The organism is Pseudosporangium ferrugineum, from assembly GCF_003002065.1.
In the GTDB taxonomy this organism is placed as follows: Bacteria; Actinomycetota; Actinomycetes; order Mycobacteriales; family Micromonosporaceae; genus Actinoplanes; species Actinoplanes ferrugineus_A.
On sequence record NZ_PVZG01000006.1, the window covers coordinates 17666 to 43746 of the forward strand.

Sequence of the window (26081 nt, forward strand, 5' to 3'; positions counted from 1 at the left end):
GCCCGGCCGGGCGCGACAGACCCATGTTCCCCGTGGCGGCGCGCCGCTCACGCAGGATACGAAGGTAACGCGCCCCCGCCCGCGGCACGCGACGGGCTACAGGTCGCGCAGGTGGATGCCGTCGACGAGGTCGCGTCGGGCGGATCCCGCACCGGTGGGCGGTCGCCCCGGGCAGCGGCGGCGCCGGGTGGGGCGGCCCCGGGTGGGGACCCGGTTACCGCACGCGGCAGGTGGTGGTGGCGGTGGCGGCCGGGTCGCTCTCCGAGGTGATGGTCACCTGGGCGCGGGTGGCCCGCGCCGAGGCGGCGCGGTGGACGTAGACGTCGGCCGTCGCCGCCCGGCCCGCCGGCACGCTCACCACGGTGTGCGGGAGCCAGGTCGTGGCGCCGTCGGCCGAGATGCGGAACACGTCCGCGGCCGTACCTCCGGTGTTGCGGATCGGGACCCGGCAGCGGGCCCAGCCGGAGGAACCGGCGACGGCCGTCGCCGGGGCGGCCTTGACGCCGCGGGTGTGCGGGCCGGCGCCGTCCAGGGAGCGCACCGCCACCGTGTACGACAGCACGCCGGCCTTGTCGCGGCGCACGTCGAGCACGTAGAAGTGGAGGCGGTTGGCCGTGTCCACGTACTCGTACTCGCTGCCGGAATCCGTGCCGGCGTGGAACAGCGCGTCCGACAGCTGCCGGTAGTCGCCGATCGTCATCTTCTGGGGCGTGCCGTCCGGCAGGACGAAGTCGACCTTGTCGATGTCCTGCGGGTTGGCGTCGATCGTCCAGATGAACGGCTGCCGGTCGGCGTCCTTGGTCTTGGCCAGCAGGACGCCGGAGTCGGGCGTGAACGAGTCGAAGCCCATCCGGTCGACGACCTCGAGCGTGTAGTTCTGGTATCGGCCGCCGTCGCAGAACGGATCGGTGGCCGGGTCGCACGCGGGGCTGCGGTCGCCGCCGTCGAGCGTCACGTTGATGCCGGAGAGCACGCCGGGTCCGGCCTCGACCTCGCGGGCCGTCACGCGGGTCACGACGACGCCCGAGGCGGCCAGGCCGGTGCGGGACAGCCGCAGCACCGCGTCGTCGTCGATGATGCCCAGCTTGAGCTTGTTGCGGAGCATGTGCTGGGCGCCCATGGAGCTCCCGGCCACGCTGGGGATGAGCCATCGGCTGTGCGGGCCGCCCGGTCCGTTGAACGTGCCCCGGCTCAGCATCTCCCACGGGCCGCTGTAGTCGCGGCGGGCCGGCACCGAGTACGGGTTGTTGTAGTTGTCGCCCACGCCGAGGATGTGGCTGAACTCGTGGGCGAACGTGGACATGCCCGAGCTCTCGGTCTGGATCGAGCTGCCGCTGGAGGCGTTGGGCCAGATGCTCGAGGACGCCTGCCAGGAGGTCCAGTCCACGTACCGGGTCGCGTTCCAGTTGGGCAGCGCGTCGTCCGGCGGCCCGAACGCGTCGGAGACCTGCTCCTTGGACGCGAACTTCATCTGGCCGAACTCCTGCCAGGTCGACGACTCGTCCTGGCCGGCGGCGAGGAAGAACACGAAGTCGTAGCTCGCGGCCTCCTCCGCGCCCACGGCGGCGACCCACGCGGCCTGCGCATCGGTACGCAGATCCCGCCCGCAGCTGTCCCCGGCCGGGCAGCCGAGGCCGCTCTGCATGGAATTCTCGATGCCGTACTCGTGGCTCTTCGCCGGCATCTTGTAGACGCCGTACGCGCCGATGTCGATGCCGTAGCGCCCGCCCGAGTCCTCCATCCAGTACTCGTGGATGGTGTGCCCGCGGTTGAGCTCGCCGGGCCGGTTGAGGAAGTCGTGGTAGAACGCCGGCACGTCCGCCCGCGCCAGGTCGTGCACGGTGGTCGGGTTGCCGTAGATATCGGAGTTCGCCGGCTGGGTCACGACGAACGGCTGGTTGGGGAAGTCGACGAGGACGAGCGCGCCGCGGAAGTTCTTCACCGAGCCGGGCACCGCCGGATCCGCCCAGTCGGTGCCGGGGACCGGCGCGTAGTCGTCCCAGGTCATGGTGTCCGGCAGCTCGTAGTTCTGCGGATCGACCGGCTTCGGCGCGCCCGCCGGATACGTCCGCGGGGCGGCCTGCGACCGCTGCCACGGCTGGGTCCGCGGCCAGTGCCGCATCCGCCACGGCTGCTCGGAGCGGGCGCCGGGCGGCGGCTCGGGTGCGGCCTGCGCCGAGGGCGTGCCGGGCGGCTCGGGTGCGGCCTGCGCGGGCGACGCGGTCACGGCCCCCGTCACGGCCAGCAGGACAGCGGAGATCGTCGCGACCACGCCTCGGCTCACGGTCATCACCCCAGCGATAGAAGGTGGTCGATCACGTCCGCCTCATCCTGGCATCAGCGTGCGTACCGAATCAATGCCTTGCCCGGATGGGCGGCCGTCACTGCACGTCCACGTAATCCGCCGGGCTGTTGGAGACCGCTGACACGGAGTCCGAGGCGAAGCTGAACCGGTACGAGCCGTCCGAGCCCGCCGTGGCAGTCGTCTTCAGGTTGCCGGCGGAGTCCGACTTGAAGCCCTTGACCGTGCCCCAGGCCGACGTGTTGATCTTCGACCAGGCGAGGGTGACCGGCTGCGACGCGTACGGCTTGAAGCTGCCCGCACTCCAGTCGGCGCGGGTGAAGGCGCCGGTGACCGTGACGGTCTTGCCCTTCTTCACCGGCTCCGGCGTGGCGTTGGCCGTCAGCCGGGTGGCCCGCTTCAGGGCCACGCTGCCCGCGCCGTGGCGGTCGGTGAAGCCGATGCCGTCCTTCGCCGTGGCCCAGGCCGCCGCGCGCCAGCTCCCGGCCAGGGCGTTGCTGGCCAGCGAGAAGCGCACGTCCCAGAGGTAGACGGTGGCCGTGCACGTCGACGTCGTCGGGTTGACCGGTACGCACTCGGTGGCGGCGAACTCGATGCCGTCCGGGGCGTTGAAGTTGCCGTGCCACAGGTATAACCCGGCCCTGGCGATGCCCGACGGGTCGCCGGCCGTGAACGTCGCGGTGATTTGGACCTCGCCCGACGTACCGATGGACAGGCCCTTGCCGCCGTTGACCTTGACGTTGGAGATCGTGGTGCCGCCGGCGGACTCGTCGCCCGGCACGGCGGGCCCGGCGATGGCCCGCAGCACGGTGCGGCGCAGCGCGCCACCCTCGTCGTTACGCGCGCTGATCCGCAGCGAGACGTACGCCGCCGTCGCCGGCACGGTCAGCGAGGCCGCCGCCGCGGCACCGGACCCGGTCAGCGGCAGCTCGGTCCAGGTCCTGCCGTCGTCGGCGGACCACTCCAGCCGGTCGACCGTGCCGGCGGCGGAGCTCACCCGGGTCGACGGCACCACGGTCAGGCCCACCGGCGCCGAGCCGGCGCGGTTGCGCTGATCCAGGCCGGACGCGCCGATCGCCAGATCCATCAGCGGCAGGATGCCCCACTCCGGCCCGCCCGACGCGAAGGTTCACTCGCTGGTGACCTTGGTGGACAGTCGCGCCCAGGCCGCGCGCTGCGTGGACGTCTGCTCCAGCAGGTACGTCTGCCGCGCGGACGGCACCTCCACGGCCAGGGAGCCGTTGGGGGACTCCCCGAGCACCTCGCGACCGCTGCTGAGACGCATGGACGTCGTGGATCCGGAATCAGCTCCCCGGTTGCCGGCGGCGTCCCCGAGCGTCATGTTCTCCAGGAAATAGAGGGTGTTGCGCTCGCGCCGGGAGTCGTCGTCGTAGAACCGGCGGCCGGGCGCCAGGGGACCCGCGCCCACCGTCTCCCCGGCGGAGGTTCCCGCCGCGAGGCTCCGGTCACGCGGGAAGAGGGACCGGTCGTCGCCGTAGGAGACCATCCGGGACATGGTCACGCCGGGCGTCACGTACTCGGTGAAGACGGCCGGGAACCGCATCGACGTGGCCACGTAGGCGCCGGTCCACTCGCCGGTCATCGGCACGGTCCCGTACGAGCCCGGCATGGTGGTGCCCGGCGCGCGCACCGTGGTCGTGGTCTTCGCCAGCGACGAGGTCTTCACCGTGGTGATCGGCGACGCCGGGAGCGGGTGGGCCCAGCTCTTCACCAGGTCGTACCGGTACGGGGTGGGCTTTGCGGCGGACGAGCCGGACTTGGTCAGCACCTCGTGCACGCGCAGCGTGGTGCCCGGCGTCGAGGCCGTCGTCACGTACGTCCGGACCCCGTAGCCGCCGGCGAACCCCACCAGGTCGCCGTTGGGCAGCGACATCCAGACCGCGCTCCCGTCCTGCCGGGCCGTGGTGTCGTCGACCTTGATCGCCACCTCCTTGGCGGAGGTCTCGGCCAGCGTCACCGTCTGCGGCTTGTCCTTGACGGTGAAGGACTTCGTCAGCATGTAGCTGTCGACGTCGTAGATGCCGTACATCGCGGCGACGTAGTAGTTGCCGGGCGGGAGGTTCACCGTCGCGCTCAGCGAGTTGGCCGGGTTCGTGACCGGCACGTAGGTCCACGTGTCCCGGTTCCACAGGTTCAGGGACTTGTTCCAGGCGGTCCAGTTCTCGGACTTGACGGTCAGCGTCGTCTTGTACGTGGTGGCGGCGGCGCGGGCCTGCGCGGCGCGCACCGGCGCGCCCGACTTCGCCTGGGCAACGGTGGCGGACGGCTTGCCGAGCGCCTGCGCCCGCACCGTGCCACCGGTGGACACGAAGGCGTAGGGCGCCCTGCTGTCGCCCGAGGCGGGGGTGAAACGGAAGGCCGAGCGACCGCCGGCGCGGGGACTCGTGGTGAGGCGGTCGGCCGGATGCTCCGCCGCCGGGGCGGGAGCGGCCGGCCGCTCCTCGGCCTGTGAGACGGCGGGCAGGACGAGCAGGGAACCACCGAGGAGAGCGACGGCGACGACGCCGGAAGTGCGCAGCCTCGACCGGAACCACCGAGCCATGACGTGAGATCCTCCCGCGAACGACCGCGCCGGACGCGGTCGAGGGGGTCACCTTACGGCTCGGCGCGGGCTGCCGGCGACCCCGGAAACGTGGCCTGTGGACAAACTTCCGCGTTGGCCGACCGGGCACGGACCGGGATGCGGACGTGCGCGTAACCCCTAAGGTGTCCAGGGTGACCACGGCGACGGTGGATCAGCTGACGGCCACCGCCGAGCGGGTGGATCGGTTGATCGCGGGCATCAAGCCCGATCAGTGGAGCGAGCCCACGCCCTGCCCCGAGTGGGACGTCCAGGCCCTGGTCAGCCACCTGGTGCTCGGCAACGCGATGGTCACCTCGGCGCTCACCGCCGAGCCTATGACGTTCCGCACCCTGCGGGCCGGCTTCGACGAGAGCGTGGAGACGCTGACCGCGGCGCTGCGGCGGCCCGGCGCGCTGGACCGCACGGTGGAGGTGCCTTTCGGGCGGGTGTCCGGGGTGCTGGCGGTGCACCTGCGGCTCACCGAGCTGCTGGTGCACGGCTGGGACCTGGCCCGGGCCACCGGACAGCCGACCGGCTTCGCCGACGACGTGGTCGAGCAGGAGCTGGCCCACACGGCGCCGATGCTGACCGGCATGCCCGGCGACCGCCGGCCGTTCGCTGCGCCGGTCACCGCGGAGCCGGCCGCGCCGCCCCTGGACCGCCTCGCCGCCCTCCTCGGCCGCCGCACCACCGGCTGAGCCGGGCCAGCGGTCGAGCCGGGCCATCGGCTGAGCCGGGCCATCGGCTGAGCCGGGCCATCGGCTGAGCCGGGCCATCGGCTGAGCCGCACCGGTGGCAGTCCGGGCAAGTCAGCGGCCGGAGATGGCCGGCAGGGTGGCCGCAAACCGAGGGTTCGGTGCTACGGTTAACGCAACCGAGCCCTGGATGCCGGCGGCGGATCCGCCCCCAGAGGCCAGTTTTCCTCCCTTTTCGCGTCGTTCCCGACGCTCCCTTGGAGTACCTCTATGACGGACAAATCAGGCGTCGACGTACCCGTCGACGCCATGCTCGACATCGTCGACGACCGCGCCTGGCTGCGCGGCGACGGCTACCTTCCCGGTCCCGGCGACATCCCGGTGTCCCGTGACCAGCTTCGCCGGCTCGACCTGCGTCGCGGCGACCGGATCGCCGGCGTCGCCCGGGTCGACGGCCGCCGGCCGGCCGCCCTGCGGGTGCGTACGGTCAACGGCCGCGACCCCGCGCGCCGGCCCGACTTCTACCAGCTCACCGCGCTGTACCCGCAGGAGCGCCTGCGGCTGGAGACCGAGCCGCACCTCCTGACCACGCGCGTCATCGACCTGGTGATGCCGCTCGGCAAGGGCCAGCGGGCGCTGATCGTCTCGCCGCCGAAGGCCGGCAAGACGACCGTGCTGCAGCAGGTGGCGAATGCGATCACCCACAACAACCCCGAGTGCCACCTGATGGTCGTGCTGGTCGACGAGAGGCCCGAAGAGGTCACCGACATGCAGCGCTCGGTCGAGGGCGAGGTCATCGCGGCCACCTTCGACCGGCCGCCGCAGGAGCACACCGCCGCGGCGGAGTTGGCGATCGAGCGCGCCAAGCGACTCGTCGAGCAGGGCGCCGACGTGGTCGTGCTGCTCGACTCGATCACCCGGCTCGGGCGGGCGTACAACCTGATCGCGCCGGGCCGCGGGCGTACGCTCTCCGGCGGCCTGGACTCCAGCGCCCTCTACCCGCCGAAGCGGTTCCTCGGCGCCGCGCGCAACATCGAGAACGGCGGCTCGCTGACCATCATCGCGACCGCGCTCGTCGACAACGGTTCCGCCATGGACACCGTGATCTTCGAGGAGTTCAAGAGCACCGGCAACGCGGAGCTCCGGCTCGACCGCGCGCTGGCCGAGGCGCGCCTCTTCCCCGCGATCGACCTGGCCGCCTCCGGCACCCGCCACGACGAGAACCTGCTCGCCCCCGCCGAGCTCGCCATCGCGGCGCAGATCCGCCGCGCGCTGCACGGCCAGGGCCGCGAAGGGCTGCAGCAACTGCTGGAGCAGGTGCGCACCACCGGGTCCAACCGCGAATTCCTGCGGCGGGTGGCGCACTCCCTCGCCGTGGCCGGCTGAGCCCGGAGGAGACGGACTCCCAGTCCCCGCGATTCAGCCTCGGGTGGCGGCCGGGTACTGGCAGGATGGCCCGGTGCCCGCCACGGTCAGTCAGATTGTGTTGAAGCTGCACAGCAGATGCAACCTGTCCTGTGCGTACTGCTACGTCTACAACAGCGTCGACGAGACGTGGAAGCGACAGCCGGTCACCCTCACTGAGGAGACCCGCAAGCTGGTCGCCGAACGGATCGCCGAGCACGTGGGCGCCCACCGCCCGGCCGCGATCTCGGTGGTCCTGCACGGCGGGGAACCCCTGCTGGCGGGGCATGACGGGGTGGCGGACACGCTCTGCGCGATCAGCGCCGCGATGCCGCCGGAGACCGAGGTGCGCTTCGGCATGCAGACCAACGGCATGCTCCTGGACGAGCGGTTTCTTGAGATCTTTCATCGGTACGGCGTACGCGTGGGCGTCAGCCTCGACGGTGGCCGCGCCGCCAACGACCGGCACCGGATCCACGTCAACGGCCGGGGCTCGTACGAGCGTGCCGCCGCGGGCCTGCGCCTGCTGGCCCGGCCGGAGCACCGCGACATCTACAGCGGACTCCTGTGCACCATCGACGTCCGCAACGACCCCGTCGCCGTGTACGAGGACCTCGCCGCGTTCGACCCGCCGGCGCTGGACCTGCTCCTGCCGCACGGCAACTGGACCAACCCACCGCCCCGCCCGCCCGGCGCCAGGTCGTACGCGCAATGGCTGATCGAGGTCTTCGACGCCTGGTACGACGCGCCGGTCGTGCGCACGCACATCCGCCTCTTCGAGTCGATGATGGTCCGGCTCCTCGGCGGGCACGGCACGCTGGAGACGATCGGCGGGGACCAGGCCGGAATCGTGGTCATCGAGACCGACGGGACGTACGAGGAGACGGACTCCCTCAAGACCACGGTGGACGGCGCCGCGGCGACGGGGCTGGGCGTGCGTACGGCCTCGCTGGACGACGTGATGGCTCGGCTCGACGCGCCCGTACGCCTCTCGGAGACCTGTTTGTCGTGCCCGGTTCTGCGGGTGTGCGGCGGTGGGCTTCGGGCGCACCGCTACCGTGACGGCTCCTTCGACAATCCCTCCGCCTACTGCGACGACCTGTACGCCGTGATCCGCCACATCGAACAGCGCATGACCCAGGACCTGGGGAGCCGATGACAGTTCCGCATCACGCCCTGACCGCGGCCCAGTTCGACGGCCTCGCCGCGGGATACGGCTCGCCGGACGCCGTCCGGGTGCTGCGGGAGGGGCAGCTGACCAAGCGGAAACTGCTGCTCCAGGCGCTGATGGAGGCGACCGGTCCGGCCAGCCCGGCGATGGACCTGCTGATCCGCGCCGACGAGGCCGACCGGGACGCCACCGCCGAGCTCCTCTGGCACCCGCACCTCGACGTCTGGGCGGGCCAGGCGCTGCGTACGGGCGAGGGCACGGGGTATCTGGCGCAGGTGGCGGCGGCCGCGGGGGTCCGGGCCGGGCTGCCGTTCCGGCTGGAGGTGCCGGTCACCCACGGCGAGGTCTACCTGCCGGGGCTGGGCGCCCTCGCGCACGAGGGCGCCACGGCGGTGGTCACCCCGGACACGGTCGGCGCGGAAGGCTGGGAACCGCTGCGTACGGCGGAGCTGGAGCCCGGGTACGCCGTGGCCATCGAGGACCTCGAGCCCTACCGCGACTGCTACCACTGGCGTCCGGCCCCCCGCCTGGACGAGGCGGCGGCGGACCGTTTCGCCGGCCTGCTCCGGGAGGCGTGGCAGATCACCACGCGGCGCCACCCCGGGCACGCCGACGCCATGCGCATCCTGCTCCGCTCGATCGTGCCCCTGGCCACCCCGAGCACGGGCGGAAACGTCAGCGCGGCCTCCCGCCAGGCGTCCGGCTCGGTGGCGGTGGTGATCCCGGCGACCGCCGAGGAGCTGTGCCTCCTGCTCATCCACGAGTTCATGCACATGAAACTCGACGCGCTCCGCGACCTGGTCGACCTGCACCACCCGGGCGGCGAGCCCCGCTTCCTCGCCCCCTGGCGGATGGACCCGCGCCCGGTCGGCCCGCTCTTCCAGGGCGTGTACGCCCACACCGGCGTCACCGACTACTGGCGCCTCCGCCGCGCCGAACCGGACGCCCCGCCGGCCGCCGTGGTCGAGTTCGGATATTGGCGCCACCAGAACTGGCTGGCCGTCGGCGCCCTGAGCGACTCCGGCGAACTGACCCCCGAGGGCGAACGCTTCGTCCACGGACTCCACGACACGCTGGCCACCTGGCAGGACGAGGAGATCCCCGCCGGCACCTCCCGCTGGGTCGAGGCGATGGTCCTCGCCCAGACCATCCGCTGGCGCCTGCGCAACTGGCGCCCGGAAGACGCCGAACTGGCCGCCCTCCTGACCGCCTGGCGAGCCGGCCGCGACCCGGGCCCCCTGAACCCGGCGGGCGTCCTCCGCACCAACGCGGAGGGCGAACCGTCGGCTCTCCCGGGCATCGTGGGCGCGATCCGCACGGCCCTGGTCGGCGGCCCACCGGGGGAGGAGGCGGAGCAGGCCTACCTGCACGGCGACGAGACGAGGGCGGCCCAGCTGTACGCCGCCCGCCTACCCTCGGGCGACGACGACGCCTGGGTGGGCTTCGCCCTCGCGGTCGCCGACGACGACATCAGGGGTACGGTATGCCGCCGCCGCCCGGATCTGGTCCGCGCCCTGACCCTCGCCCTGACCGCCGAGGGTCACCCTGTCGATGTGGTCGCCGTCTCTTTGTGGCTGGGCGCCGGTAGCTCGTTCGGGTCCTGATCGCCGATCGGGTTGAGGCAAGTCTGCGGTCGCGGTATGACTAGATGCTCGTGTGCCTGCCGGGACAGGACTTGCTCCTTGTACACCCTAAGGAGTGACATCGCGCGTCGTGAAAAACGGCTCGCGCCTTTCGAATCATGCACTCGTTCCGGGTCTGCGCCGACGGATGCATCGTGCTCCCGGGGTTATTGACCTGGGAAAGAAGGTCGACCGCCGCAATTCGGTATCAATGCCATCAGGTTAGGGCGAATGCCCAACACGGCGGTTGATCACGTGATTTGCTGGGGGGGTGCCAAACTCCCGTCAATGGCGGGTTGGCAGAATGCGCCATGCCATTACACCCCTAGGCACAAGAGGGAACTCAGCATGCGCCACGCGAGCGATGTCGGCGTGGCCGACGGCATCGAGACCGAGGTCCCGAACGTTGTCGGCGTATCGCTGCGTGAGCTGCATAAGTTGCGTCACGGGGTGACCAAGCCGGTGCTCGCGTCCGTGCTCGATCGCATGGTGTCGTCGAAGGGCGAAGCGATCTCGCCTTTTGGCTCCTACGTCTCCTGACGGTTCCGGGCGGCCTCCTGCCGTGTCATGGTATCGCCTGCGCTGTCGGCGTGCCTGGCATTCGTCCGAGAAGTCCCGGTCGGCGGCGGCGTCCGTCCACTCCCGAGCGGTCCGGGTCGGTCAGATGGGCGGCGGGGAGATGTCGCAGTTGAGCCGGCGCCCCTGGGACATGGCGATGACGTTGGGATGCTTGTCGCCCAGCACGATACGGGCCCGTCTGACGGTGTCACCCTTCAGTTCCTCGAAGCCGGTGGTGGCACCCGTCGTCCGGCGGCTGATCGCGAGGTTCGCCGCGGCCGCGAGGGTGTCGGGATTGTCGTTGCCCAGGACGCGTACCAGCGCCGCCCACGTCTCCTCGTCCTGACGGAGCGCGGCCTCGTACTCGCCGGCCTCGTACATGTCGTTGGCGAGATTGACCTCGCTGGACAACGTGTACGGGTGGTGATCGCCGAGCGTCGACCGGAATCCCGATCGCACCTCCTCGGTGAGCGCACGGGCCTCGGCCACGGCACCGGCGAGCCGGGTGAATACGGCGAGGTTGTTGATGCCGGCGAGGACGAACGGATGGTTGGGCGCGTAGACCCGCTGGAACCCGCTGACGGCCTGCTGGGCGGTGGCCCGCGCGCCGGCGTGATCACCGAGCGCCGACTCCTCGCAGGCCCGGTTCATCAGGCAGGACAGGGCTTCCGGATGCTCGATGCCCACCGTCTCGCGGTACCGGCGCAGGGTGTCGTTCGTCAGCGCGTGCGCGGCCGCGAATTCGCCGGTCTTGCGCAAGGTGGCGGCGAGACTCTTGGCCGTTCGCAACGTCAGTGACGCACTGCTGCCGAGCACTTCGCGGTATCGCGCCACCGTGCTTTCGAGCAGCTCGCGGGAGCGAGCGAACTGGCCCTGCGCCCGCAGGTCGTGTGCCAGGTTGTCGGTCGCCTGAAGGGTTCGCGGGTAGTCCGCACCGAAGTAGCGCTGCCGTGCGGTGACCACCTGTTCGTCGAGGTCGGTTGCGGCCGCGAAGTTGCCCACCAGGCGGAGTGACACGGCCAGGTTCATGGCGGCGTTGAGGGTGCGGTCGTCGGATTCGCCGAAGACCTCGCGGGCTCGGTCCAGGGCGTCGGTGGAGATGTCCAGGGCTTCCCGGTAGCGGCCGAGGGCTCGCAGGTCGGCGCCGACGCTGCCGGCGACCATGACCGTGTACGGGTGCATCGGGCCGACCGAGTCGGTCAGGCTCTGCAGGGCGTGGCGGTTCAGCCGGTACGACTCCTCGTACTGGGCCTGCCAGCGGAGGGCGTTGCCGAGGTAGAAGCTGAGCAGGTGGGTGGCGGTGTCCTCGCCGAAGCGGGCGCGCCACAGTTCGAGGGTGCTCTGGGCGAGTTCGCGGCTGCTCGAGTAGTCGCCGCGTTGTTCGAGGTAGCGGGCGACGTCCGTGACCAGTTGGCGGACCGCGGGGTCGCCGGACTCGAGGGCGCCCGAGGCGCGCAGGTGGGGCCAGAGCAGCGCGTACGTCGGCCAGTTCTCGGGGTTGTCCGGGCTGCCGCGCTCGTACGACGCCAGGATCAGCTGGACGTCCTCGCGGTTGGTGCGCTGCTCCTCCTCGCTCAGGCTGTTGCGGATGACGGCCTGGACGAGGCGGTGGATCTGGATGCCGCGTTGAGCGTTGTCGACGGTCGCGAGGGCGTACCGGCCGATCTCGCGGAGCAGCTGGCCCTGGAGGATCGGGTCGCGCAGGGCCGCGTCGTACGGCAGCAGCACCTGGGTGAACCGGCTGCTGTAGACGATCTTGGTGGAGATCGGTTCGGGTGCGAAGAACGCGCAGACCTCGAGCAGCTTGGCCGCGGCGGGCCGGGTGTGCCGGAGCCGGTCGAGGGACAGCAGCCAGGTGGCGGCGGTGGTCTTCTCGTAGCCGAGCGGCGGGTTCTCGTCCAGCATGCGCATGAGCTGGGTGTCGAGGAGCTCGAGGTACTGCGACACCGGCATCAGCGTGGTGGTCAGCCAGGCGCCGGCCTGCTCGATGGCGAGCGGCAGGTCGCCGAGCTTGTCGGCGACCTGTTCCGCGTCGGCCAGCTCCAGCTGGGCCACCCGGCGGACGAGCAGCGCCACCGACTCCGAGCGGGTGAAGACGCCGAGCTGGACCGCCTGGGCCTCCTGGTTCCAGGCCTGGTTGCGCGAGGTCAGCAGGACGTGGCCGGCGCCCTGCGGGATGAAGTCGCGGACGTCCTCGGGGCGGTCGACGTTGTCGAAGACGATGAGCCACCGCTGGTACGGCCGGCCCTGCCGGAGCGCGTCGAGCACGATGCGGACGGCCTCGTCGAGGTTGTCGCCGCCCTCGAGGTGCAGCGCCCGGCCGAGCTCGGCGAGCGAGGAGCGGATCATGTGCGGCTGCTCCGCGGAGATCCACCAGACGCAGTCGTAGTTCGCGGCGAAGCGGTGGGCGTACTCGAGGGCCAGCTGGGTCTTGCCGACGCCGCCGAGGCCGAACAGGGCCTGCGGCACCACCGCGGTGATGCTGGCCGACAGCCGGTCGCGCAGCTGCTCGAGCATGATCCCGCGGCCGGTGAAGTCGGCGTTGCGCTGCTGCACGTTCCACACCGGCGGCAGGGAGCCCGGGAAACGCGGGCCGATGCGCCGGGACTGCCCGCCGCCGGGCTCCGCCCCCACCGCGGCCAGCAGCAGCTCGCGGGCGCGTTCCGGGGCCGCGCTGGTCAGGTCGACCGGCGGCCGGTCCAGGTAGGGGGCGTCGAGCCGGGTGCCGTCTATGCGTACGGGGACCAGCGGCGCCCGGTTCCCGCTGCCCGCCCGGGCGATCTGCCGCCAGGTCGGCAGGGCGTTGCGGGACGCGACGTAGTCCTTGGAGAGCAGCACCAGGGCGAAGCGCGTCCCGGTGGTACCCCGGTCGCCGAGCCCGTCGGTGCCGTCCGGGAGCACGAAGTCCACATCGGACAGCGTGGAGCGCAGGCCGGCCGAGGCCAGCTCCGCCGCCATCCACTCGGCCCACATCCGGTCCACCGGCGCGTAGCTGATCAGCACGTCGGACACGGAGATCGGCCGCCGGCGCTCGAACTCGACCAGCCAGTCGCGGCGGATGCCGTCGTCCATCGGCGGCAGCTCGTGCACCGCGCCGTCGGTGATCCAGCTCGCCAGCCGCTCGTACGCGGCCAGCAGCGAGCTCTCCACCATCGGCCGCTCCGCGAACGGGGCGAGGATCTCCTCGTACGCGAAGAAGGGTTTGTAGGGAATCTCGACCTCGCCCCAGTAGCGGTCGACGGACTCGCCGATCGAGGCCAGGAAGGGCTGGAATTCCTGGCGCGCGTAGTCGCGGCCCGCTTCCAGCTTGAGCGCCTCCGCGTTCTCCACCCGCATCGGTACGGGCAGCACCCGCACCGGCCGCCGGTCGCGCTGGGCACTGACCGAACGCGCGACCGAGACCGCACCGTCGATGCTCTGCGTGCTGAGGGTGAAGCAGTTGACGATGGTGTCCGGCAGCTGGACCGTGCAGATCCCGGCGCTGTCGCTGAGGCCGGTGCGGCTGTCGATCAGGATGTAGTCGTAGTGCGCCCGCATGTTCTCCGCGAGCGCGTCGATGAACAGGCCGCCGCCGAGGCGGTCCCAGAAGCTGGACCAGTCGAACGTGCTGACCTTGCGGGCGTACGAGCGGTCCTGCTGGCCGGCCGGGAGCAGGTCGATGCCGGCGCCCTCGGGGAACTGCCACTCCAGGGAGACGGCGTAGTCCAGGACGGCGGCGTGCTCGTCGATCCAGCCCACCGTGTCGGCGTGCCCGGGCTCCATCGCCGCCGACGCGTAGTCCCGGATCATGTCGATGATCCCGGGCGAGGACGTCAGCTGCTTGTCGAGCAGGAACGGGTGGAAGTAGCGGTGCAGGCCGGGCGACTCCAGGTCCCAGTCGACGACCAGCACCCGGAAGCCGTTCGCGGCCAGCAGCCACGCCGTGTTCGCCACGCCCATCGTGCGGCCGGTGCCGCCCTTGTACGAGTAGAACGTCACGATGCGACCGTTGCTCATCGTCGTCACCTAGGGCCCTTCGAGGATGGGACGGCTACCGCGTGGTCCGGGCAACGGGCGCTGGAGGGTGCCGTTCGCGATCACCCGGTTGCGGGATTCCTCGAGAACGGCCTGCAGGTCGGAGCGGAAGCTCTCGGTGGTGAGCACGCTCTGCCGGAACGTGGTGGTGTGCGGCCGGCGCATGTTGCGCGGGAACGTCTGGCGTACGGCGGCGTTCAGCTCGGGCGTCTTCTGCGAGGTCTCCAGGTCGTCGGTGCTCCAGGGGAGCATCACCGCGGCGGGGTGGTCCTCGCGCCGGTCGTAGCGCACCAGGATCTCGTGGTTGGCGTCCATCTTGGTGCTCCAGGGATCGACGAGCAGCACCACGATCTGGTTGTCGCGCCGGGCCTGGTCGATGCACGCCTCCAGCTCGCCCACCTCGGTGATCTGGGCGCGCAGGCTGCGCCCGGCGGCTATCCGGGCGGCGTAGTCGGCGAGCGGCTCGTGCGTGCCCGGCTTGTACGGCGACCAGCTGCGCGCGGTCGGCCCGTAATACTGCCGGTCCTCGCGCCCGACCCGCTCGTCGGCGGCTTCCTCGGCGGTCGGCGCGGACACGACGAAGTAGACCTTGTCGGAGGAGGGCAGCAGGCTCGTCGGCTCGATGACCGGGGGCGGGCCGCCGTTGACCGCCGGCGGGACGGCGTCGACGTGCATCGCGGTGTGGAAGGCGCTCGGCACCCCGTCGAACGGCAGGCGCTCGGCCGCGGTGGGCATCGGGTCTCGCCAGGTGGCCTCGACGACGAGCTCCGCGACCGTGGTCACGAACTCCAGGTAGTCGTCGCGGTTGCGCCGGATCCGCAACAGCTGGCGGATGCCGCGTTCGCGGTGCGGTTCCTGGTGGCGGTTGTCGATCTCGTGACGCGGCTCCGGCACGTACTGGATGATCTGAGCGGCCGGCGGCATCGTCCGCGACGGCAGCCATCGCAGCGGGATCAGGGTGGATCCGGTGTTGCCGGTGCGCAGCTGGTGCTGCCGGATGCGCTCCTGGAAGATCGCCCATTCCCGGCCGCACGGCTCGCTGAGGAAGTACGCCGGTGAGCACAGCGCGAGGAAGGCCTGGCACCGCGACAACGCGTCGACCAGGGTGTCCGGCCAGGTGTCGCCCGGCTGGATGTTGCGGTTGTCGAGGAAACCGACCTCGGTGGCGGGGTCGAGTCCCTCCAATGCGCGCACTTCGTCGCAGAGGTCGTTGAAGAATTCCTGCACGTACACGTCGTCGCCGCCGCGGGCGTAACTGAGGAAGAAATACAGCACGCAGTCTCCGACAAAGGATCGAGGCCCCATGCGGCGGACGGTGCCGCGTGACGGACAGTATATTGATCGGGACGTTTAGTGAACAGCTACGCAAGTGCGAATGACTTCAGGATGCGGTCCGCCGGCAAGGCCGCCGCGATCATCCCGGCAACGTGGTCAGGTCCTGGTTGTCGCCTGCCACGCGGGGTGCGGGGATGGCCGGTGGGTCCGGCCGGACGCGCACTATCCGAAATCCCGCGTCTGCCAGCAATTCCGGCAATTGCTTGACGGCGTCGAAGTCCTTGGCACGCGCGGTCTCCGAGAGCCGGTTCCAGTCCACGAGGTCCGGATGCCGGCGGTTGAGCTCGTCGCGCTCGGGGCCGTACCGCCAGCCGGTGGATTCCTTGAAGGCGCACCACCGCTCGTGTTCGTGCCTCGCGAGCTGCTCCAGCATCTCTCCGGTGAGGACGTCCGGGTCGCCCCAGACCGGATTCGGGGCCAGGGCGCAGCCCACCTCGTTGAGCTTCGCGCCGATGTCCGCCGCCTGGGCGCGGTTGGCGGCCCGCAGATCCGCGGCCAGCCGATCCCACGGGCGCAACGCCGGGGTGGCGCCCAGCGAGGCGCCGGCGGCCAGCTGCTGACGCAGGTAGCGCTCGTGGATCGTCCGGGCCAGCCGCTCGGTGAGGCTGTCCTCGGTGAGGGTCAGGTCGGTGCCGGCGCGCAGCGCGTCGAACATGTCCAGCGTGCCCGAGACCGGGTCCAGCAGGCGTTCACCCGGCCCGTGGAAGGCCTGTGCCAGGCCGCCGAGCTGGCCCAGCCGTACGATCACCGAGCGCGGGCCGCCGCGCCAGAAGTGGTCCATGGTCAGCGCGATCTTGAGCCCGACCTCCTCGTTGTCGCAGCAGATGTAGACCCGGTCGGAGGGCGCGTCGGGCAGGTCGCCGTCGAGCAGCGAGGCGACGTCGCGGTTGCGGGTGACGAGCCGGCAGACCTCGCCCACGAACGGGTAGAGCCGCTGCAGGCGGTGCACGGCCTCCCAGGCGTGCGCGTCCACCACGATCACCTCGAGCGGGTGCCCGGCGGCCCGGATCCGCCAGGTGCGCGCCAGCTCCACGATCAGCGTGCGGGCGAACCAGGAGGCGCCGATCACCATCACCCGGGTGGGGCGGTCCGGGTGCATCGGCGGGAGCCGGTCGCTGAGCAGGGCGTGGGCCGCCCGCTCGTGCCAGTTGAAGAAGTTGACGGCGAGCCGGTCCTCCTCGCGCCGCCCCAGCCGGCGCGCCTGCAACGCCAGGCACAGCTCCGGATCGTCGACCTGCACGTGGACGCGCAGCGGACCCTTGCGCTCCACGCCGGCCACCGCCAGGACCACGGAGAGATTCCGCGCGGTGTCGCCGGAGCAGACGTAGAGCGACTCCGCGCGGTGGATGCCGGCGCCCCGCAGCAGGCCCGTACGGGTCGAGTCGCCGGGCACGACCAGCATGCCCCGCCGGCCGCCGGCGCGTTCCTCCGGCCGCACCACCCGGACCACCCGCCGCCCGCCCTCGGCCAGCCGCGCGGTGAGGGCATCGGCCACCATGCTGTCGCCGCAGACGATGGCGTGCCCGCGCGACCGTCGCGCGCGCAGCCGGGTCAGCTCGGTGGCGAACAACAGCCGGACGGTCTCCACGACGGCGTAGATGGTCACCGCCGGGGCGAGGAACCGGGCTGCCTGCAACGAGGCCGGCAGCGTGCCGCCCTCGTCGAGCGGCGGTGCACCGAGCACGAACAGCTGCAACGTGTAGTAGAGGCGGTCCCAGAGGTTGTTCGCGAACTCGTCCTGGCCCGCGAGCAGCGTGCCCATTCCGCGATAGCCGAGGACCACGGCGGCGATCGCGATCGCCGGGAACAGGAGCCGCCACGAAACGGCTGCCGCGCGGGACCAGCCGCGGCGCTCGTCGGGTGCCGTCACCAGCCTTTCACCCCCCGAAGGATCGGCCGTGCAACGTAAAGCGACGGAAGGATTACTTTAGGCCAGGAGCGGTGGCACAATCCACGGGTGTTGATCGATCATGGTGCGGCGGGCCCGGTCACCCGGGCGTCCCTGGCCCGGGACTTCCGCGCTCTGGGCGTACGCCCGGACGGCGTGCTGCTGGTCCACTCCTCCCTCCGGTCGCTCGGTTGGGTCAGCGGCGGCGCCCTCGCCGTCGTGCAGGCGCTGCTCGACGTGCTCGGACCGGGGGGAACGCTGGTCGTGCCCAGCCAGACGGCGGACAACCGGGACCCGTCGACCTGGTCCCCGCGGCCGCCGGAGGCCTGGTGGCCGGTCATCCGGGACACCCTCCCGGGGTTCGACCCGGCCCGCACCCCGAGCGCGCGCGTGGGCGTCATCCCCGAACAGGTCCGCACCTGGCCGGGCGCCGTCCGCAGCGCCCACCCGCAGACGTCGTTCGCGGCGATCGGGCCGCGGGCCGCCGACCTGATGAGCGATCACCGGATCGAGTGTCACCTGGGCGAGCGATCCCCGCTCGCCGCCCTCGACGCGGCCGGCGCCGCGACGCTGCTGCTCGGCGTCGGCTTCGCCAAGGCCACCGCGTTCCACCTGGGCGAGTACCGGGTCCCGTTCCCGCCCCGGCGGACCTACGGCTGCGCGATCCTCACCCCCGACGGTGGGCGACGCTGGTGCGAGTACGAGGACGTGGCGCTCGACGACTCCGACTTCGCCCGGCTCGGCGCCGACTTCGAACGCCACACCGGCGTCGTCTCGGCCGGCCGGGCCGGCGCCGCCCCGTGCCGGCTCTTCCCGATTCCGGACGCCGTCGAGTACGCCCAGAAATGGTTCATCAGATACCGGGCCGCCCCCGGGGCCGGCGCCTGACCAGGTCGGCGCCGAGCCGCCGGTGCGCGTGCGCGATCAGGTGGTAGAGATCCGGGCAGTACACGCTGCGCTGGGCGAAGCTCGTGCCGTCGTACCGGTGGGCGTGCAGGCCGCCGCCGCAGATCCGCACCACCGGGCACTCCCGGCACTCGGGGCCGAGCCCGTCCAGGCCGGCCCGGCGCGCCCTGATGCCGGGATGCTGGGCGACGTCGTCGAACGAGCCGGTGAGCAGGTGCAGCCCGGTGGAGGCCGCGCCCTCGGCGGCGGTCTTGAGGATGTCGCTCTGCTCGATCGCGCCGTCGGTGTCCACCGTCACGACGTCGATCGGCCCCAGGCCCAGCGCCTCGGTGTGGCCGGTTCCGCCCAGCAGCAGGTCCAGGAGGCTCTCGAACAACCGGATCCGGGTCTCCTGTACGGGCGCCGCGTACCACCTGTCGAAGACGGCGACGAGCCAGTCACCGTACGCGGACCGCCGGTCGTCCACCGGGCGCGCGGGCGGCGGGCTCTGCCTGTTCCCGTGCGGCAGCAACAGATCCATGGCCGGGGGAGCGTGTGCGAGCAGGTGCTCGTACGTCTCCACGGGGTCGGCGTGCACGTCGACGGTGCACAGGATGCCGGCGTACAGATGGCGGAAGCGCGCGGAGCGCAGCAGGTCGAGGGCCTGGACCACCGCGGGGTGACTGCTGCGGCCCCCCGCGAACCTGCGGTGCCGGTCGTTGGTGCTGCGCGACCCGTCCAGGCTGACGCCGACCCGGATCTCCTCCTCGGCGAAGGCCCGCAGCACCTTCTCGTCCACCAGCACCCCGTTCGTCTGCACGGCGAACGTCGGCGTGGTCCCGTCCGGCAGCGCGGCGCGGATGGTGCCGACCGCGTACCGGAGGAAGTCGACGCCGGCCAGGAGCGGCTCCCCACCGTGCAGAACCACCCGCAGCCGCCCGAGCTCGTGCGCCCGGGCATGCTCACCGAGCCGATCGGCGAGCCGCTCGACGGTGTGCCGGCTCATCATCGCGGGCTTGCGACGCCAGCTCTGGTCGGCGTGCCGATAGACGTAGCAGTAGTCGCAGGCGAGATTGCAACGCCCGTGAACCTTGACGACGACCTCGCGGAACGGCCGGGTCGCCGTGGGGTCGGTCACCCGATCGCACTACCGCGACCCGGCGGCCCCCCGGGGTGGCCGTCGATGGCACTCTGGAACCCCGACACGGAGTCCTCGCCCGGATCGCGCAGCCGGTTCAGGGAGTGGGACAGCGCCGAGGCCGGCACGGACGCGGGTTCGCCCACCCCGGCCGCCAGTACGTCTGCGAACTCCTCCTCGAGGTCGAGCAGTTTCGTGCGAATCACGGACTCGTCATGGCGTGACATCTGCATCCACTCCCCGCGGAGATCCGGGACGGCGACGGGCACCGCCGCGGAACAGCCGATCGCGCTCTCGAAGCCGGAGGAACCGCCCGTGACGTCATCGTCCGCGGTGGTGCTGCCGTGGGGCTCTCCTCAGGCTGAGTCTGCCTCGGGGGCGGGCGACCGTCCAGCGTTACCGGTCTATGTCCGACGGGTCACCGCGGGGTCAGATCCGACGATCAGTGGCAAATTGCGGGCTTGACGCTCGGCGGGGCGGCGTCGCCGTTAGGCTTGAAGTTCTCGGTCACACTCACTGCACGGGGCAGGCGGCGGGGCAATGGGGAAGGGGTGCCGGGATGCACAGCATCGGGATCACCGGCCACATTCACCTGACCCGATCCACGATGCGCAGCGTACGCGAGGCGCTCGTCGCTGACCTGCGCGGACGCCGGGGTCCCCTGCACGGCGTCACCTGTCTGGCGCCCGGTCCGGACCGCATCTTCGCCGAGGTGCTGACGGCTCTCGGCGGCACCTACGACGTGGTTCTTCCGGCGGCCGACCAGCTCGGCGGCGGTGGCGGCCGGCGGGCGTCGTGCCACGTTCTCGAGAGCTTTCTCGCGGGTGCCCGTGAGGTGATCGTCGGTCCGTTCCCCCGCTCCGGAGCGGCGGCGTACGCCTTCGCGAACGAGCAGGTCGTCGCGCGTTGCCAGGAGCTGATCGCGGTCTGGGACGGGCACGCCGACGAGCAGCCCGGCAGCACCGCCCACGCCGTCTGGTTGGCCCGGCGGGCCGCCGTACCGGTGAATCGGATCTGGCCGGAGCGCGCCCGGCGGTCGCGGGCCTTCGGTGCGGAACCGGGTCGCCGGCCGTCCACTCCGCTCATTGTCGGAAGTGCGACAACGTGATGTCCGGGGGCCGGCGCCGTCCGACCACTATGGTCCTCGGGTGCCCGATCACCGACGTGTCGCTCCCGTGTGATCCGGCGTCCCGGTGATGACAGGGCCAACGGCAGGAGCGGCCGTGGCCCCGGAGGAGCATGTGCCCTACTTCCTGGTCAGCCACGTCCGCGGCGATGACGATGCGTACGTCGAGGAGCTCTTCCGCGACCTGCGCCACGCGGTCGGGGAGCTGACCGGGCAGACCCGGAGCGCGGACATCGGCGAGCTGGCCCGAGACCTGGATCCGGACGCCACGGCGTGGCCCGCGGCGACCGCCGATGCGCTGGCCCGGTGTCAGGTCTTTCTGCCCCTGTGCTCGGCCCGGTCGCTGCTCAACGAGAGCGCCGGACGGCACTGGTGGATCTTCCGGGAGCGCCTGCGGCGGTTCCGGGACGAGGGCGGGGCCGAGGCGCCGTCGCTGCTGCCGCTGCGCTGGACGGCGGTCCGTGATCTCTCCGCCGGCTTCCCGGAGTTCGTGCCCGCCGACCCCGCCGAGCCCCGCCGCCCGCTGGGCCAGTATCTCCGCCTCCGCTCGCTCCGCCCGCAGTACCGGGCCTTCGTGCACCGGCTGGCCCAGCGGATCGTGCGGACGGCTCGCGCCCACCCGCTCGGCGAGTATTGGCCGCTGCCCGCACCGGCGCGGACGCCCAACGCGTTCGCGGACGCCGGCAGCGGGGCGCCGGACCGGCTCACCCGGGGGACCCGCAACGTGCGGTTCGTCGTCGCCGCCGGCTCGCGGGACGACATGGAGCAGGTGCGATCCGTGCTCGACTATTACGGCAAGGAATCGGCGGACTGGGCGCCGTACCTGCCGGTGTACAGCCGCCCGCTGGCGGAACAGGCGAAGGCGGTCGCGGCCGAGCGCCTGTTCGGCTCCGAGGTGACCGACCTGAAGGATCTGCGGCGCACCCTCGACCTCGCGCGGGAGGCGCGGGATCTCGTGGTTCTGCTGCTGGACCCGTGGGCGACCCGGCTCCCGGACAGCCGCCGCCGACTGTCCGACGCCGACGGTGCCGGCCTGCCGGACGCCGCCCTGCTCGTCCCGCTCAGCGGCGCGGACGAGGAGAGCGAGCGCAGCCGGGAGGAGTTGCTCTTCGACGTCGAGCAGACCCTCTCGCAGTTCCTGGACCGGTCGGACGCCCTCTACAGCGGCCGGCTGCCCACCCCGGACAGCTTCGGTGGTCAGCTCGCGGCGGCGCTGGAAGAGGGGCGCAACCGGATGTTCCGATCGGGACGCAAGGTCCCCCCCTCGGGTACGGGCGGGGACCGGCCGATCCTGCGTGGTCCGTGACCGGCCACAGTCCAGTCAAGCTGCAATGGGGAAAATCGCGCCAGTCAGGAGTGGCCGGTCGGCATGTTGGTTCGTTCGTTCTTTGACAGGCAGTCTGATAATCGGCGCGACGACGACGTCGATGACGTCCCGAGGAACGGGGAGCCGGCGTGACCCAATCCGCTGATCGCTCGGACGGACAGGTGGTCACGTTCTACTCCTACAAGGGTGGGACAGGGCGCACCATGGCGCTCGCCAACATCGCCTGGATCCTCGCGGCCAACGGCTACCGCGTGCTCACCGTCGACTGGGATCTCGAGTCCCCCGGCCTGCACCGGTATTTCCACCCGTTCCTGCGCGACAAGGACCTGCGCGAGACCGACGGCGTGATCGACATGATCCGCCGGGTCTCGGACGCCACCCTGTCCGAGGACGACGGCTTCGATCTCGCGGAGCTCGCCGACATCCACGAGTACGCGGTGTCGCTGGACTGGGACTTCGGCACGGGCTGCCTCGACTTCGTCAGCGCGGGCCGGCAGGGACCGCAGTATTCGACGATCGTGAGCACCTTCGACTGGGACTCCTTCTGGCTCGCCCACGGCGGGGCGTTCTTCGACGAGATGCAGCGCCGGATGCGGGCGTCCTACGACTTCGTGCTGATCGACAGCCGCACCGGGCTGAGCGACACGGCCGGCATCTGCACGGTCCAGCTTCCCGACACCGTCGTCGCCTGCTTCACGCTCAACACGCAGAGCATCGAGGGCTCCGAGGCGGTGGCCCGGTCCATCGTCAAGGCACGGGAACGCCGCGACGCCGCCCCGCCGCGCATCCTGCCGGTGCCGACCCGCGTCGAGGACGGTGAGCAGCGCCGGCTCGAGCGGGGCCGGGCGTACGCCCACCGCACCTTCGCCTCGTTCCTCGAGCAGTCCGGGATCGCGGACCCGGACGAGTACTGGGGCTCGGTGGAGCTGCCCTATCGGGCGTACTACGCGTACGAGGAGATCCTGGCGACCTTCGGTGATCTGCCGCGCCTGGAGAATTCGCTGCTGGCGCCGTACGTCCGGCTCGCCCGGCGGCTGGCCGGCCCCGAGGTCTCGGCGCCGGTGGTCGACGAGGGCGCCCGCCAGCGGGTGCTCCGCCTGTTCGAGCGCTCCGAGCCGATCGAGCCCTGCCGCATCCTGATCAACTACGTGCCCCTCGACCGGGTGTATGCGGAATGGCTGTGCGAGCAGCTGGGCCGGGCCGGCCACCACCCGCAGCTCCACTTCGCCGGCGCCGACCTGCCGGACCTCGACGGTTTCGACCGGGTGGTCACGCTGATCTCCCGCGACTACGAGACGTTCCCGGAGAACGAGCAGCTCGCCCTGGCCCTCCAGCAGCAGCACGACCGGGAGGACGACGACTTCGCGGTCGCGGTGCAGACCGCCGCCGGTTCTCTGCCGGCGAACCTGAACCGCTATCCGAGCGTGGACCTGACCCGGATGAGCGCCGACCGGGCCCTGGACCAGGTGCTGAGCACCCTGCGGATCCAGCCGGAGCTCAGCCGCGTGACCGGCCACGACGAGACCGACGACGGCATCCGCTATCCCCGCGTCCGCGCCGAGTACTGGAACCTCCAGCTGGTGCGCAACGCGAGCTTCTCGGGCCGGCACCTGCTCCTCGAGGCGCTGCGCGACCAGCTGCTGGCGACGGAGAACACCGAGGGCGGCCGCGTCGCGCTCGAGGGCATCAACGGCGTGGGCAAGACCCAGATCGCCCTCGAGTACGCGTACAGGTTCGCCGCGACGTACGACATCGTCTGGTGGATCTCCGCCGAGCAGACCGACCGGGTCCGGACCAGCCTGGCCGACCTGGCCGAGCGCCTCGGCATCCCCGGCGACGCCGAGGAGCGGGTGATCGCGGTCCGCGAGCTGCTGCGCCAGGGCAAGCCGTCGTCGCGGTGGCTGATCGTGCTCGACAACGCCGACTCCCCCGAGGAGCTGCACGACTTCCTGCCGACCGGCACCGGCCACGTCATCATCACCTCGCGCAACCCGCACTGGACGGAGAAGTTCCACGTCCCGCGCCTGGACGTGAACGTCTTCGCCCGCGGCGAGAGCGTCGAGCTGCTCCGCCGCCGGGTGCGAGGCCTGGCCCTCGACGACGCCGACCGGATCGCCGACGCGCTCGGCGACCTGCCGCTGGCCCTCGAACAGGCCGCGGCCTGGCTGGCCCTGACCGGCTCCACCGCGACGGACTACCTGAGCGAGCTGGCCGCCCGCGCCGCCCGCCTGCTCGACCAGCAGGCCCCGCCGGACCAGCTGTCGACCACGGCCAGCGTCAAGCTGTCGTTCGACCGGCTGCGCGCGGAGAGCCCCGCGGCCGCCCGGCTGCTGGAGCTGTTCGCCTTCCTGGCTCCCGAGGCGATCCCGTTCCGCCTGCTGGAGAGCGAGCGGCTCTCCGACCGGCTGGCCGAGCTCGACCCGAACATGCACGACCCGCTGCTGCAGCGCACCCTGATCAGCGTCATCGGCCGCTACGCGCTGGCCCGCGTCAACACGGCCGTCGGCGGCGCGGTCGTGCACCGCCTGACCCAGGGCATCGTGCGGGACAGCCTCAGCCCCGAGGATCAGGTGGCCACCCGCGAGGAGCTGTGGCGGATCCTGGCCAGCGTCAAACGCGGCGAGCGGGAAAATTCCGACAACTGGCCCGTGTACGAGGAACTGCGCGCCCACCTGGAGGCCTCAGGAGCGATCGAGGCGTCCCGCCCCGACGTTCGCATCCTCTTCCTCCACCTCGCCAACTACCTGCGCTACCGCGGCGACTTCGTCGGCGCCGAGGACCTCGTCGTCCGCGTACACACCCGCTGGGCCGAACTGTTCGGCGCCGACGACATCCTCACCCTCCGCCTCCAGTCCGAGCGCGGCAACATCGCCCGGGAACGCGGGCACACCAAGCGGGCGTACGAGCTCGACAGCGACGTCGTCGAACGCATGACCCGGGTCCTGGGCATCGACCACCCGTACACCCTGATCGCCGCCGGCGGCCTGGCAGCCTCCCTCCGCGCCCTGGGCGAATTCTTCGCCGCCCGGGACCTCGACGAACGCACGGCCCCCCGCACCCGCGACGTGTTCGGCCCGAGCCACGAGCGCACCCTGATGCAACAGAACAACTACGCGCTCTCGTTGCGGCTGACCGGCGCCTTCTTCGAGGCCCTCCAGGTCTCCCGGGGCGTGCTGGAGGCGGGCAACCGCCTACTCGCCTCGAACGACTACCGGGTGGCGTCCAGCCGGGACAACTACTCCCGCAATCTGCGGGCCTGCGGGCGTTACGCGGACGCCCGGGACGGGCTGGAGGCCCTCGTGGCCGCGCAGCGGGAGAGCGCCCCGGATTCCTTCCGCACCTGGCGGGCGTCGACCAATCTCGCGGCGGTTCTCCGGCTCACCGGCGACGCGCGCCGGGGCCGCGAGATCGCCGAGGAGGCGTACGACCGGCTCACCGCGCTGGTCGGCCCGCAGCATCCGGAGACCATCGTGGCCGAGCTCGAGATGGCCTTCGCGCTGTGGTGGCTGGGCGATGTGGACACGGCTCGCAAGCACGCCGAGCGGGTGCACGACTTCTACCGCGACCGCCGTGGCGCGAAGCACCCGTTCACCCTCATCGCCGCGGCCGACCTGGCGATGGTCGAGCGCGCCAACGGCGACCTCACCACGTCCCGGGCGCGGGCCGAGGAGGCCGCCGGCGGGCTGAAGGCGGTGCTCGGCCCGGCGCATCCCTACACCCTGATGGCGCAGGCGAGCGTCGCCACCGGGCGGCTGCGGGTCGGCGAGGTGGAGGAGGCGTACCTCCTCGACCGGGACATCCAGCGCCGGCTGGCTCAGCAGCTCGGTGAGAAGCACCCCACGGTGGTGGCCGCGGAGGTGAACCTCGCCCTCAGCGCCCGCGAACGCAAGGACGGTCCGCAGGCGCGCGCCGAGCTCCCGCGGGCGCAGGCCCGGGCGGCGGAACTGCTCGGCGAGCGGCACCCGTACACCACGGCCGCCCTCGAGGCCCGGCGGATCGACGTCGACATCGAGTTGCAGCCGACCTGACCGG

16 protein-coding genes and 1 pseudogene are annotated in these 26081 nt (G+C 71.7%); 9 read left to right on the top strand and 8 right to left on the bottom strand.

The features are described from left to right. Positions 1-214: 214 nt before the first annotated feature. The 3 genes from CLV70_RS14220 to CLV70_RS14230 all read right to left on the bottom strand — a co-directional run bounded on the left by CLV70_RS14220 (position 215) and on the right by CLV70_RS14230 (position 4865). On the bottom strand, positions 215-2290 hold the full coding sequence (locus CLV70_RS14220; protein WP_106127263.1) for a M6 family metalloprotease domain-containing protein: 2076 nt from the start codon (positions 2288-2290) through the stop codon (positions 215-217). A gap of 91 nt (positions 2291-2381) precedes the next feature. Continuing rightward, entirely contained in the window at positions 2382-3389 is a 1008-nt protein-coding gene (locus tag CLV70_RS14225) for a calcium-binding protein (RefSeq protein WP_106126962.1), read from the bottom strand. Between the two features lie 42 nt (positions 3390-3431). Continuing rightward, positions 3432-4865, bottom strand: coding sequence for a hypothetical protein (locus CLV70_RS14230; protein ID WP_106126963.1), 1434 nt, complete (start codon positions 4863-4865; stop codon positions 3432-3434). A gap of 173 nt (positions 4866-5038) precedes the next feature. Here CLV70_RS14230 and CLV70_RS14235 point away from each other — a divergent pair, with 173 nt between their 5' ends. The 5 genes and pseudogenes from CLV70_RS14235 to CLV70_RS14255 all read left to right on the top strand — a co-directional run bounded on the left by CLV70_RS14235 (position 5039) and on the right by CLV70_RS14255 (position 10318). Beyond that, positions 5039-5584, top strand: coding sequence for a TIGR03086 family metal-binding protein (locus tag CLV70_RS14235; RefSeq protein ID WP_158277763.1), 546 nt, complete (start codon positions 5039-5041; stop codon positions 5582-5584). Positions 5585-5875: 291 nt separating this feature from the next. Then, a pseudogene (rho, locus tag CLV70_RS14240) lies at positions 5876-6967 on the top strand (transcription termination factor Rho); the annotation flags it as partial. Between the two features lie 73 nt (positions 6968-7040). After that, positions 7041-8144 carry an FxsB family cyclophane-forming radical SAM/SPASM peptide maturase gene (locus tag CLV70_RS14245; RefSeq protein ID WP_170148616.1) on the top strand — a complete coding sequence of 368 codons (1104 nt, stop codon included), beginning with the start codon at positions 7041-7043 and terminating at the stop codon, positions 8142-8144. After that, positions 8141-9760 (top strand): HEXXH motif domain-containing protein, encoded by a 1620-nt coding sequence (locus CLV70_RS14250; RefSeq protein ID WP_106126967.1) that lies wholly within the window; start codon positions 8141-8143, stop codon positions 9758-9760. The genes CLV70_RS14245 and CLV70_RS14250 overlap by 4 nt, the downstream gene beginning before the upstream one ends. Before the next feature lie 366 nt (positions 9761-10126). Beyond that, the gene (locus tag CLV70_RS14255; protein WP_106126968.1) at positions 10127-10318 is read left to right on the top strand and encodes a hypothetical protein; all 192 of its coding nucleotides are present in this window, start codon (positions 10127-10129) and stop codon (positions 10316-10318) included. 120 nt (positions 10319-10438) lie between these two features. On the opposite strand, the gene fxsT (CLV70_RS14260) is transcribed toward CLV70_RS14255, so the two are convergent. The 3 genes from fxsT (CLV70_RS14260) to CLV70_RS14270 all read right to left on the bottom strand — a co-directional run bounded on the left by fxsT (CLV70_RS14260) (position 10439) and on the right by CLV70_RS14270 (position 17555). Beyond that, a complete protein-coding gene (gene fxsT / locus CLV70_RS14260; RefSeq protein ID WP_146164061.1) occupies positions 10439-14332 on the bottom strand; it encodes an FxSxx-COOH system tetratricopeptide repeat protein in 3894 nt (1297 codons plus the stop codon). Between the two features lie 9 nt (positions 14333-14341). Beyond that, positions 14342-15625, bottom strand: coding sequence for a TIR-like protein FxsC (locus CLV70_RS14265; protein ID WP_158277764.1), 1284 nt, complete (start codon positions 15623-15625; stop codon positions 14342-14344). Between the two features lie 139 nt (positions 15626-15764). Continuing rightward, positions 15765-17555: a RyR domain-containing protein gene (locus CLV70_RS14270; RefSeq protein ID WP_106126971.1), complete on the bottom strand. Its 1791-nt coding sequence runs from the start codon at positions 17553-17555 to the stop codon at positions 15765-15767. An 87-nt stretch (positions 17556-17642) separates the two neighbouring features. Here CLV70_RS14270 and CLV70_RS14275 point away from each other — a divergent pair, with 87 nt between their 5' ends. Then, positions 17643-18461 (top strand): AAC(3) family N-acetyltransferase, encoded by an 819-nt coding sequence (locus tag CLV70_RS14275; protein ID WP_245908223.1) that lies wholly within the window; start codon positions 17643-17645, stop codon positions 18459-18461. Here CLV70_RS14275 and CLV70_RS14280 read toward each other — a convergent pair. Both CLV70_RS14280 and CLV70_RS14285 read right to left on the bottom strand, forming a co-directional pair. Then, on the bottom strand, positions 18427-19596 hold the full coding sequence (locus tag CLV70_RS14280) for an FxsB family cyclophane-forming radical SAM/SPASM peptide maturase (protein ID WP_106126972.1): 1170 nt from the start codon (positions 19594-19596) through the stop codon (positions 18427-18429). The genes CLV70_RS14275 and CLV70_RS14280 overlap by 35 nt on opposite strands. Then, entirely contained in the window at positions 19593-19802 is a 210-nt protein-coding gene (locus CLV70_RS14285) for a hypothetical protein (RefSeq protein ID WP_146164062.1), read from the bottom strand. Before CLV70_RS14285 ends, CLV70_RS14280 begins: the two co-directional genes overlap by 4 nt. Positions 19803-20155: 353 nt before the next feature. Here CLV70_RS14285 and CLV70_RS14290 point away from each other — a divergent pair, with 353 nt between their 5' ends. The 3 genes from CLV70_RS14290 to fxsT (CLV70_RS14300) all read left to right on the top strand — a co-directional run bounded on the left by CLV70_RS14290 (position 20156) and on the right by fxsT (CLV70_RS14300) (position 26077). Further along, complete coding sequence (locus CLV70_RS14290) at positions 20156-20704, top strand: hypothetical protein (RefSeq protein ID WP_106126974.1); 549 nt, start codon at positions 20156-20158, stop codon at positions 20702-20704. 115 nt (positions 20705-20819) lie between these two features. Next, positions 20820-22028, top strand: a complete 1209-nt coding sequence (gene fsxC, locus CLV70_RS14295) for an FxsC protein (RefSeq protein ID WP_106126975.1) — start codon at positions 20820-20822, stop codon at positions 22026-22028. Between the two features lie 149 nt (positions 22029-22177). Next, positions 22178-26077 carry an FxSxx-COOH system tetratricopeptide repeat protein gene (fxsT, locus tag CLV70_RS14300; RefSeq protein WP_146164063.1) on the top strand — a complete coding sequence of 1300 codons (3900 nt, stop codon included), beginning with the start codon at positions 22178-22180 and terminating at the stop codon, positions 26075-26077. Positions 26078-26081 lie beyond the last annotated feature (4 nt).

Excerpts from the sequence above, each read along its gene's own strand:
- CLV70_RS14225 (WP_106126962.1), bottom strand. The coding sequence starts at position 3,389 with ATGGATCTGGCGATCGGCGCGTCCGGCCTGGATCAGCGCAACCGCGCC.
- CLV70_RS14230 (WP_106126963.1), bottom strand. The coding sequence starts at position 4,865 with ATGGCTCGGTGGTTCCGGTCGAGGCTGCGCACTTCCGGCGTCGTCGCC.
- CLV70_RS14250 (WP_106126967.1), top strand. The coding sequence starts at position 8,141 with ATGACAGTTCCGCATCACGCCCTGACCGCGGCCCAGTTCGACGGCCTC.
- CLV70_RS14220 (WP_106127263.1), bottom strand. The coding sequence starts at position 2,290 with ATGACCGTGAGCCGAGGCGTGGTCGCGACGATCTCCGCTGTCCTGCTG.
- fxsT (WP_146164061.1), bottom strand. The coding sequence starts at position 14,332 with ATGAGCAACGGTCGCATCGTGACGTTCTACTCGTACAAGGGCGGCACC.
- CLV70_RS14255 (WP_106126968.1), top strand. The coding sequence starts at position 10,127 with ATGCGCCACGCGAGCGATGTCGGCGTGGCCGACGGCATCGAGACCGAG.
- CLV70_RS14290 (WP_106126974.1), top strand. The coding sequence starts at position 20,156 with ATGCACAGCATCGGGATCACCGGCCACATTCACCTGACCCGATCCACG.